The organism is Marivita sp., from assembly GCF_017643905.1.
Classification (GTDB): Bacteria; Pseudomonadota; Alphaproteobacteria; order Rhodobacterales; family Rhodobacteraceae; genus Marivita.
Genome location: NZ_JAEPMO010000159.1, coordinates 1 through 9,355, shown reverse-complemented (window position 1 = coordinate 9,355; position 9,355 = coordinate 1). Strand labels below are relative to the sequence as shown.

The 9,355-nt window shown below is 60.1% G+C and carries 12 protein-coding genes and 1 pseudogene; all 13 read left to right on the top strand.

The window, feature by feature from the left end:
- Positions 1–135 precede the first annotated feature (135 nt).
- Positions 136–300: pseudogene (locus JJ869_RS19575) on the top strand (NADH-quinone oxidoreductase subunit B); the annotation flags it as partial.
- The gene (locus JJ869_RS19570; RefSeq protein WP_292269823.1) at positions 297–905 is read left to right on the top strand and encodes an NADH-quinone oxidoreductase subunit C; all 609 of its coding nucleotides are present in this window, start codon (positions 297–299) and stop codon (positions 903–905) included. The pseudogene JJ869_RS19575 and the gene JJ869_RS19570, both read left to right, overlap by 4 nt.
- Entirely contained in the window at positions 902–1,090 is a 189-nt protein-coding gene (locus JJ869_RS19565; protein WP_292269822.1) for a hypothetical protein, read from the top strand. Before JJ869_RS19570 ends, JJ869_RS19565 begins: the two co-directional genes overlap by 4 nt.
- Position 1,091: 1 nt before the next feature.
- Positions 1,092–1,493: a nuclear transport factor 2 family protein gene (locus JJ869_RS19560; protein WP_292269820.1), complete on the top strand. Its 402-nt coding sequence runs from the start codon at positions 1,092–1,094 to the stop codon at positions 1,491–1,493.
- Between the two features lie 10 nt (positions 1,494–1,503).
- The gene (locus tag JJ869_RS19555; RefSeq protein ID WP_292269824.1) at positions 1,504–2,733 is read left to right on the top strand and encodes an NADH-quinone oxidoreductase subunit D; all 1,230 of its coding nucleotides are present in this window, start codon (positions 1,504–1,506) and stop codon (positions 2,731–2,733) included.
- Positions 2,730–3,017: a hypothetical protein gene (locus JJ869_RS19550; protein ID WP_292269818.1), complete on the top strand. Its 288-nt coding sequence runs from the start codon at positions 2,730–2,732 to the stop codon at positions 3,015–3,017. The genes JJ869_RS19555 and JJ869_RS19550 overlap by 4 nt, the downstream gene beginning before the upstream one ends.
- A gap of 90 nt (positions 3,018–3,107) precedes the next feature.
- Positions 3,108–4,367, top strand: a complete 1,260-nt coding sequence (locus tag JJ869_RS19545) for an NADH-quinone oxidoreductase subunit E (RefSeq protein ID WP_292269815.1) — start codon at positions 3,108–3,110, stop codon at positions 4,365–4,367.
- A 28-nt stretch (positions 4,368–4,395) separates the two neighbouring features.
- On the top strand, positions 4,396–5,313 hold the full coding sequence (locus JJ869_RS19540) for an endonuclease (protein ID WP_292269814.1): 918 nt from the start codon (positions 4,396–4,398) through the stop codon (positions 5,311–5,313).
- Positions 5,314–5,332: 19 nt separating this feature from the next.
- The gene (locus JJ869_RS19535; RefSeq protein WP_292269812.1) at positions 5,333–5,551 is read left to right on the top strand and encodes a DUF5337 domain-containing protein; all 219 of its coding nucleotides are present in this window, start codon (positions 5,333–5,335) and stop codon (positions 5,549–5,551) included.
- 3 nt (positions 5,552–5,554) lie between these two features.
- Positions 5,555–6,853, top strand: a complete 1,299-nt coding sequence (gene nuoF / locus JJ869_RS19530; RefSeq protein WP_292269810.1) for an NADH-quinone oxidoreductase subunit NuoF — start codon at positions 5,555–5,557, stop codon at positions 6,851–6,853.
- A gap of 171 nt (positions 6,854–7,024) precedes the next feature.
- Positions 7,025–7,357: a hypothetical protein gene (locus JJ869_RS19525; protein WP_292269807.1), complete on the top strand. Its 333-nt coding sequence runs from the start codon at positions 7,025–7,027 to the stop codon at positions 7,355–7,357.
- An 89-nt stretch (positions 7,358–7,446) separates the two neighbouring features.
- A complete protein-coding gene (locus tag JJ869_RS19520) occupies positions 7,447–7,842 on the top strand; it encodes a DUF5333 domain-containing protein (protein WP_292269805.1) in 396 nt (131 codons plus the stop codon).
- Between the two features lie 197 nt (positions 7,843–8,039).
- Positions 8,040–9,355: NADH-quinone oxidoreductase subunit NuoG (gene nuoG / locus JJ869_RS19515; RefSeq protein ID WP_292269802.1), on the top strand; the 1,316-nt coding region annotated here is incomplete at its 3' end.

The window sequence follows — 9,355 nt, the reverse complement described above, 5'->3', positions numbered from 1 at the left end:
GGGGACGCCTTCGATACATTTGTTGGCCGAGGACACAAACGCCGTGCAGTTGAGTTTGACCGGGTCGAGCGGCAGGGCGCCGAAGGCCGACATTGAATCGATCAGCAGCTTGCGCCCTGCGGCTTTGGTTGCTTCGGCGGCGGCTATTATCACTACAGCTATTCCGTGGTGCGAGGCTGTGACCGGATCGTGCCGGTCGATGTCTACGTGCCGGGCTGCCCGCCGACAGCCGAAGCGCTGCTTTACGGCATCATGGCGCTGCAACGAAAGATCCGCCGGACAGGGACGATTGTACGATGAGTGACGCCATCAAAGAGCTTGGCCAGCATCTGGAACTGAAACGCCCCGGCTGCGTGATCGCGTGGGATGTGACCCACGGCGAATTGAACGTGGACGTCGCCCCGTCAAACATTGCGGGCTTTGTCGAATTCCTGAAGACCGACAACACCTGCAAGTTCTCGTCGCTGGTGGACATCACTGCGGTGGATTACCCGGCTCGGCCCAAGCGCTTCGACGTGGTCTATCATTTCCTGTCAATGTATCAGAACCACCGCATCCGCCTGCGCGTCAGCATCCGCGAAGACGAGATGGTGCCGTCGATCACCGGGGTGCACCCGAGCGCTAACTGGTTCGAGCGCGAAGTCTTCGACATGTTCGGCATTCTCTTTTCGGGTCACCCCGACCTGCGCCGCATCCTGACTGATTACGGGTTTCGCGGCTACCCGCTGCGCAAGGATTTCCCGACCACGGGCTATACCGAAGTGCGCTACGACGAAGAGAAGAAGCGCGTGGTTTACGAGCCGGTGAGCCTTGTTCAGGAATATCGGCAGTTCGATTTCATGTCCCCATGGGAAGGCGCGCAATACGTGCTGCCCGGGGATGAGAAGCAGGACGCCAAAGCATGATGGGCGGCGGCGGCGGTTTCCTTTGGTTCCTGGTCATTGGCGTTCTGATCGTCGTGCCCTTTTGGAAGCTGCTGCCTCGCTATGGCCTGCCTAACTGGGCAGCACTTTTGACGATTTTCCCGCTGATCGCCTTGGTCTTCCTTTGGATCATGGCGTTCAAGTCGGATGAGACAGGGCGGGGCTGAGATGGACAGCAGTACGGTAACCAAAATGCGGACGTTCGAGGCGGTTTTCGCACAGGCCGTGGCCTATTCCGAGGCGGTCTATTACGCGCGTGCGGATGTGTTTGCTGACATGTGTCACGAGCAGTTCAGCATGACGCTGGTGAATGACGACGGCTCGACCCAGCATTGGGACAAGGCGGCCTATCTCGCACGGGTTTCCGCGCGGACCCCGTTCAGCGGCGACGCGTCCTACGAAATTCTGGGCGTCGATGTCAGCGGCGACTGCATGGCGCGTGTGCATCTTTGGGTGGATGTTCCGCCAGCGCGTTACGAAGATCACCTTGGGTTCGTCCTTACGGATGGATCATGGAAACTGTTGACCAAAGTGTTCCGGACGGCGGCCCGTCTGGACGCTGCGGAATGAGGAGAGCATGATGGACGGCTCCAAATTCGACGACGGAAGCATTGACGCGGTTTCTGGTGAACAGAAGATCCGCAACTTTAACATCAACTTCGGTCCACAACACCCTGCTGCGCATGGCGTTTTGCGTCTGGTGCTTGAGCTGGACGGCGAGATTGTAGAGCGTTGCGATCCGCATATCGGCCTGCTGCACCGTGGCACCGAAAAGCTGATGGAAAGCCGGACCTACCTACAGAACCTGCCGTATTTCGACCGCCTCGACTATGTGGCGCCGATGAACCAGGAACATGCGTGGTGTCTGGCGATCGAAAAGCTGACCGGCGTGGAAGTGCCGCGTCGGGCGTCGCTGATCCGGGTCCTGTATTCCGAGATTGGCCGCATCCTGAACCACCTGCTGAACGTCACCACCCAGGCGATGGACGTGGGCGCTCTGACGCCGCCGCTCTGGGGGTTTGAAGAGCGCGAAAAGCTGATGGTGTTCTACGAGCGGGCTTGTGGCGCACGTTTGCACGCCGCGTATTTCCGCCCCGGTGGTGTGCATCAGGACCTTCCCAGCGAACTGATCGACGATATCGACCAATGGGCGGATGAATTCCCGCGCGTGTTGGCGGATATTGACGGGCTTCTGACGGAAAACCGCATCTTCAAGCAACGCAACGCGGACATTGGCGTCGTGACCGAAGAAGAAATCCTGGATTGGGGCTTCTCGGGTGTGATGGTACGCGGGTCCGGCCTTGCGTGGGATTTGCGTCGGTCGCAGCCTTATGAGTGCTACGACGAGTTCGACTTCCAGATCCCGGTTGGCAAGAACGGCGACTGCTATGATCGCTACCTCGTCCGCATGGAGGAGATGCGCCAGTCGCTGCGGATCATCAAGCAGGCCATCGAAAAGCTGCGCGCGCCCGAAGGGCAGGGCGACATCCTTGCCCGTGGCAAAGTCACTCCGCCAAAGCGATCCGAGATGAAAACCTCGATGGAAGCGCTGATCCACCATTTCAAGCTTTATACCGAAGGGTTCCACGTGCCCGAGGGCGAGGTCTATGCCTGTGTCGAAGCGCCGAAGGGCGAGTTTGGCGTGTATCTCGTGGCCGATGGCAGCAACAAACCTTACCGCGCCAAGCTGCGCGCGCCGGGCTATCTGCACCTGCAGGCGATGGACCATGTCGCCAGCGGGCACCAACTCGCCGACGTGGCAGCCATTATCGGTACGATGGATGTCGTGTTCGGAGAGATTGACCGATGACTGCTCGTTTTCTTGCGCCTCTGGCCGGTCTGGGCCTGCTTGCAGCCTGCGCCATCCCGCCGGAAGGTGTCACGCCCGTTGACCTCGTGGCCTTCGACGAAGCTGTCGCATCTATCGGGTGCGAACTGGTCGGCGAAAGCGACTATCTTCCCGTAGAACTTCAGACCGGTATGAGCCGCGAGCAGGTGATTCAGACTGCAGCGTTCCGAGTGGCCAACGAGGAAGCGGTAAAACTTGAAAACGGTGGTGTTCGCCTGATCACAGGGAGCTGCGCACCGGAATGATCCGTGCGGGTCGGATAAGCGCCAGTTGGGCTGCGACCACCCGTTCAAGACTTTCCCCGTTGTCTGCGTGATGACGCAATAGGATACGACATGCTACGACGCCTTCATTCTGAACAACCCGCAAGTTTTGCCTTCACTCCGGCCAACCAGGCTTGGGCGGAAGCGCAGATCACCAAGTATCCCGAAGGCCGTCAGGCCAGCGCGATCATTCCGCTCTTGTGGCGTGCGCAGGAACAGGAAGGCTGGCTGACCCGTCCGGCGATCGAAGCGGTCGCGGATATGCTGGGTATGGCCTATATGCGGGCGCTGGAAGTGGCATCGTTCTACTTCATGTTCCAGCTGCAACCGGTTGGCAGCGTTGCAAATATTCAGATTTGTGGCACCACGTCTTGCATGATTTGCGGGGCCGAGGATCTGGTGGCAGTCTGCAAGGAAAAGATCGCATCGAAGCCGCATACGCTGTCGGCGGACGGCAAGCTGACTTGGGAAGAGGTGGAATGCCTTGGGGCCTGTGCCAACGCGCCCATGGCCCAGATCGGCAAGGATTATTACGAAGACCTGACCGCAGCCCGCTTTGCCGAGATTCTGGACGAGTTGGTGGCTGGCAAGGTCCCTGTGCCCGGTCCGCAGAATGGCCGCTACGCGGCAGAGCCGAAATCCGGCCTGACCAGCCTGACCGAGTTCGAGGGTGGCCGGCACCAGTATAATGCATCCGTGCAACTGGCCACAGACATCGGCGATACGGTCAAGCGCATTGATGGCACCGAGGTTCCGCTGTTGCATCCTTGGGGTGACGCAGGTGGGCGTCCGCAGACAGTGGCCAAAGCCGCAAATGACGTGACCTCGCCGTCGCGCCCGGCTGCCGAAGCAGCGCCCAAGCCGGAAAAGGCACCGGCACCGGATGCGGCGTCGATGGTCAAACCTTCTGCTGCACTGGCTGGTGAAACTGAACTTGCTGCGCGCAAAGGCACCTGGAAATACGGCAAAGCGACAACAGCCGCGCAGGTCGAGAAAGAAGAGGCTGTGCCCGCAGCGTCCGAAGGCGCAACCGGGCCGGGAACCAAACCTGAGGCCCTGAGTGCGGCGCGGGACGGCAAGGGGGATGACCTTAAGCGGATCAAAGGCATTGGTCCCAAGCTGGCCGACCTTTGCAACCGTCTGGGCTTTTACCATTTCGATCAGATTGCAAGCTGGACCGTGGACGAGGTGGCCTGGGTTGATCAGAACCTTGAAGGGTTCAAGGGCCGCGTGACCCGCGATAATTGGGTCGAACAGGCCAAGGCACTTGCCTCAGGCGGCGAGACAGAGTTTTCTGCACGTGTCAAGAAAGGTGATGTTTACGATCAGTAACATCTGAACACGGACAGGGAGAGTACGAATGCAACAACAGAATTCCGGCTTTGGTTGCCATCTGGGGTCATGGGCCTTGGCCGCAGGGGTGGGGCTTCTTGTCTTCATCCTGCTGCTTGTCATTGGAGGCTGGGGTTTGATCGGAGCCATTTTCATGGCGGGTCTGGCCTTTGCTGTCCTTGGACTCGCGTTCAGCTGGATCTTCTGCCGCGACTTGCCAGCGGCCCGTGGTCCCGGAAACTTCGACGCCTCGGGCGCGCGTGAAACGTCTGCGCCAGCACCCAAGGCGTCACTGCCGAAAGCCGCTTCGCCCAATGCACCGCCGGTCTCGGTTCCGCCTGCGCCAACGGCTGACGAAAGCACCAGCCCGGCCAAAGCTGCGCCTGTCAGATCGTCTGCAGCCGCTGCCGCTCCTGCCGCTGCACCAGCCGCTGCCGCTCCTGCCGCAGAGGCCAAGCCGACGGCTCAAACCGCGAAGGCCGATGCCGGAGCACCCGTGAAACCCTCTACCCGTCTTGCCGGTCAGGAAGAGCTTGCTGCGAAAAAGGGTGACTGGAAATACGAGGCCGAACCGAAAGCGCCGGCGAAAAAGGCAGCACCCGCCGCTGCGGCAACGCCCGATTACGATGGCGACGGCAAGCTGGAAGGCGCAGCCGAAGGCACCAAGCCCGCTACCCTGACTGCGGCGCGCGAAGGCGGCCCGGACAATCTCAAGGAAATCAAGGGTGTGGGTCCCAAGCTGGAAAAGCTGCTGCACTCGATGGGGTTCTATCATTTCGACCAGATCGCGAACTGGACCGCTGATGAAGAGGCATGGGTGAATGCCAATCTCGAAGGGTTCAAGGGCCGCGTGTCGCGTGACAACTGGGTCGAACAAGCTAAGATCCTCGCCTCTGGCGGGGAAACCGAATTCTCCAAGCGCGTCGACAAAGGTGACGTGTACTGACGGGGGTTAAGACCACACCATGAGCCGGGATTCAGAAGAGGCACGGAAGGGACGGCGGATCGCGCTGTTCATTGCCGCAATCGGTGTCTTCTGGATCCTGGTGACCGCTCTAGGGTCCGAATATGGCTGGAGCCAACGGACCCGGGCGCTGTTCGACCTCGCCGCATTGGCGGGGTTCGGGGCAGGACTTTGGATGACATACCAACTCTGGCGTGCGCGCCAGGCTGACAAGGATTGAGCAATGCTGAGCGATCAGGACCGGATCTTTACCAATATCTACGGGATGCACGACCGGACCCTCAAGGGTGCGCAGGCGCGCGGCCATTGGGATGGCACAGCCAAGCTTATCGAAAAGGGTCGGGACTGGATCATTGACGAGATGAAGGCCTCGGGTCTGCGCGGCCGTGGCGGCGCGGGTTTCCCCACGGGTCTCAAGTGGTCGTTCATGCCCAAGGAAGGCGACGGGCGTCCGAGCTATCTGGTTGTGAACGCTGACGAATCCGAACCAGGTACCTGTAAAGACCGCGAGATCATGCGCCACGATCCGCACACGCTGGTCGAAGGCTGTCTGATCGCGTCTTTCGCCATGCAGGCGCATGCTTGCTATATCTACATCCGCGGCGAATATATCCGCGAGAAAGAGGCGCTTCAGCGGGCCATCGACGAGGCCTATGACGCGGGTCTTCTGGGCAAGAACGCCGCAGGCTCGGGCTGGGATTTCGATCTTTACCTGCATCACGGCGCGGGGGCCTATATCTGCGGAGAGGAAACGGCGCTTCTGGAAAGCCTTGAAGGTAAAAAGGGTATGCCGCGCATGAAGCCGCCGTTCCCGGCAGGTTCGGGGCTGTATGGCTGCCCGACCACGGTGAACAACGTGGAATCGATCGCCGTTGTGCCGACGATCCTGCGGCGGGGTGGGCAGTGGTTCTCGGGCTTCGGCCGTCAGAACAACGCGGGCACCAAGCTCTTTGCGATCTCGGGCCATGTGAACAACCCTTGTGTTGTTGAAGAGGCGATGTCGATCTCGTTCGAAGAACTGATCGAAAAGCATTGCGGCGGCATTCGTGGCGGTTGGGACAACCTCAAGGCGGTGATCCCCGGTGGATCGTCCGTGCCTTGTGTGCGCGGCGAAAAGATGCGCGATGCGATCATGGATTTCGACTATCTGCGCGGTGAGCTTGGCTCTGGCCTCGGTACGGCTGCGGTGATCGTGATGGATCAGTCGACCGACATCATCAAGGCAATCTGGCGTCTGTCGAAGTTCTACAAGCATGAAAGCTGCGGCCAGTGCACGCCCTGCCGTGAAGGCACCGGCTGGATGATGCGCGTCATGGACCGTCTGGTGCGCGGCGAGGCCGAGGTCGAGGAAATCGATATGCTGTTCGACGTGACCAAACAGGTCGAGGGCCACACGATCTGTGCGCTTGGCGATGCGGCGGCCTGGCCGATCCAGGGTCTGATCAAGAACTTCCGCGACGAGATCGAAGACCGCATCAAAGCGCAGAAAACCGGCCGCGTCAGCGCGGTTGCGGCGGAGTAGGCGGCAAGCCGGTTCGAACCGGCTTTCCCACGCGGTTTCGAAACCGCGTTTCAAGGCCGATTGAACGGCCTTCTTGAAAGGCGCGTCGACGCGCCTTTTTCCGTCTCGGGGCTTGCATGCACATCCTGTCTAAGCGCATGGTGCCGCCAACAAATTCCAAGGGGTGACACCATGAAATCAGGTTGGCTCTGTGCTTCGGTCCTCTGTCTGCTGGCAGCGTGCGGGGAGAGTGAACGGGATACCGTTACCTTCGAGGGCGCACGCTTTGGGGGCGATTTGCGATCCGAACGTGGCGACCGAGCGGCCTTTGTCGCGACGGGTGGTCCGGCATCGGTCAGCCTTGAAGGGGCCAAGCAGGCGGCAGCTTACCAGGTGGTTCAGCATTGCATCGCCTACTTGGGTTCGTCCGATGCCGAATGGGTCAACGGACCCGATGTGGCGGATGAAGACCTAGTTGTTCAGAATGACCGCGTTGTTCTCACCGGGCGCTGTGTCGAGCCATAAATCGCTGATATCACAAAAGTTTTATCCCTGATATTGAATAGCCGTCGCGCGCGACCCCATATTGAGGTCAGACCAACACGGGTGACTCGATGCGACTACTGACCGCCATTCTGATCGCGGCGCTTTCTTTTGGGGGCGCAGCCTCTGCCAAACAGCCCTTGCGTGAGGTGGCGTCGATCGACGACGCGTTGATGTATGTTGCGATTGCCGATGCGATCCGCAAATCCTGCGATACGATCAACGCCCGTTTGATCCGTGCCTATTCCGAACTGAATCGGCTCAAGGCGCTTGCGCGCGACATGGGATATACCGAGGAAGAAGTTGAGGCCTATGTCACGTCAAAGGCGGAAAAGGCGCGGATGAAGGATAAAGCCGAGGCTTTCTTGCAAGCCAACGGAGTGCGTCCGGATGACACCCCGGCTCTGTGCCGTTTTGGTCAGTCGCAGATTCAGGCGCAAACCGAGATTGGCCAACTGCTTCGTTAACCCTCTGACGGCATTGACCTAGCCGCAAATTATGCAGGTGCAGAAAAATGCGCCGCGCGTCGATATTTCCCGTTATCTTTTTGCCTGAAGATCTGGCCTAATCCGATAACCCGCGTTAGAAGGCGGTCGACGTCAGCCGATCGCCCGTTTGCCACGGCATCGACTGCGCCAGCCAAATGGGAACAAAGGGCTCGGGCATGTCTGACTTGCGCAAGATCATCATTGATGGGAACGAGATTGAAGTGGACGGTGCGATGACACTGATCCAGGCCTGCGAACAGGCCGGGATCGAGGTGCCGCGCTTCTGCTATCATGAACGTTTGTCCATCGCGGGCAACTGCCGGATGTGTCTTGTCGAAGTGGTTGGTGGCCCGCCCAAGCCTGCGGCCTCGTGTGCCATGCAGGTCAAGGATTTGCGCCCGGGGCCGGAAGGTCAGCCGCCCGTGGTCAAGACCAACTCACCCATGGTGAAAAAGGCCCGCGAAGGGGTGATGGAATTCCTGCTCATCAACCACCCGCTGGATTGCCCGATCTGCGACCAGGGCGGTGAATGCGATCTTCAGGATCAGGCAATGGCCTACGGTGTCGATTTCAGCCGGTTCCGCGAACCCAAGCGCGCGGTGGAGGATCTGGATCTGGGACCGCTGGTCGAAACCCACATGACGCGCTGCATTTCCTGCACACGCTGCGTCCGTTTCACGACCGAGGTCGCAGGCATCACCCAGATGGGTCAGACCGGTCGCGGCGAAGACGCAGAAATCACGTGTTACTTGGGCGAAACGCTCAATTCCAACTTGCAGGGCAATATCATCGACCTCTGCCCGGTGGGGGCGCTGGTGTCCAAACCCTACGCGTTCACTGCCCGTCCGTGGGAGCTGACCAAGACCGAATCCATCGACGTGATGGATGCGCTTGGGTCCAACATCCGCGTCGACACAAAGGGCCGCGAAGTGATGCGCTTCCTGCCGCGCAACCATGACGGCGTGAACGAGGAATGGATTTCCGACAAGACACGCTTTGTCTGGGACGGTCTGCGCCGTCAGCGTCTGGACAAGCCGTATATCCGGGAGAACGGCAAGCTGCGCCCGGCCTCGTGGCCCGAGGCGCTTACAAAGGCCGTCGAGGCAATGAAAGGCAAGAAGGTTGCTGGCCTTGTTGGCGATTTGGCCCCGACCGAAGCCGCATATGCGCTGAAAGCCCTGATCGAGGGGCAGGGCGGCCGTGTCGAGTGCCGCACCGATGGGGCGAAACTGCCTGGGGGCAACCGCTCGGGTTATGTCGGCAACGCCGCCATTGAAGACATCGACAGTGCCAAGATGATCCTGCTGATCGGCACCAACCCGCGCGACGAAGCACCGGTGTTGAACGCCCGCATCCGCAAGGCATGGGCCGCAGGTGCCAAGGTTGCGCTGATCGGAGAGCCGGTCGATCTGACCTATGACTACATCCACCTTGGCACGGGCCGCGACGCGCTGGCCAAACTGGCCGAGATGGATCATTCCGACAAACATGG

Bases quoted from the DNA above. Each gene is read 5' to 3' on its own strand.
- JJ869_RS19570 (WP_292269823.1), top strand. From the start codon at position 297: ATGAGTGACGCCATCAAAGAGCTTGGCCAGCATCTGGAACTGAAACGC.
- JJ869_RS19565 (WP_292269822.1), top strand. From the start codon at position 902: ATGATGGGCGGCGGCGGCGGTTTCCTTTGGTTCCTGGTCATTGGCGTT.
- JJ869_RS19560 (WP_292269820.1), top strand. From the start codon at position 1,092: ATGGACAGCAGTACGGTAACCAAAATGCGGACGTTCGAGGCGGTTTTC.
- JJ869_RS19555 (WP_292269824.1), top strand. From the start codon at position 1,504: ATGGACGGCTCCAAATTCGACGACGGAAGCATTGACGCGGTTTCTGGT.
- JJ869_RS19550 (WP_292269818.1), top strand. From the start codon at position 2,730: ATGACTGCTCGTTTTCTTGCGCCTCTGGCCGGTCTGGGCCTGCTTGCA.
- JJ869_RS19545 (WP_292269815.1), top strand. From the start codon at position 3,108: ATGCTACGACGCCTTCATTCTGAACAACCCGCAAGTTTTGCCTTCACT.
- JJ869_RS19540 (WP_292269814.1), top strand. From the start codon at position 4,396: ATGCAACAACAGAATTCCGGCTTTGGTTGCCATCTGGGGTCATGGGCC.
- JJ869_RS19535 (WP_292269812.1), top strand. From the start codon at position 5,333: ATGAGCCGGGATTCAGAAGAGGCACGGAAGGGACGGCGGATCGCGCTG.
- nuoF (WP_292269810.1), top strand. From the start codon at position 5,555: ATGCTGAGCGATCAGGACCGGATCTTTACCAATATCTACGGGATGCAC.
- JJ869_RS19525 (WP_292269807.1), top strand. From the start codon at position 7,025: ATGAAATCAGGTTGGCTCTGTGCTTCGGTCCTCTGTCTGCTGGCAGCG.
- JJ869_RS19520 (WP_292269805.1), top strand. From the start codon at position 7,447: ATGCGACTACTGACCGCCATTCTGATCGCGGCGCTTTCTTTTGGGGGC.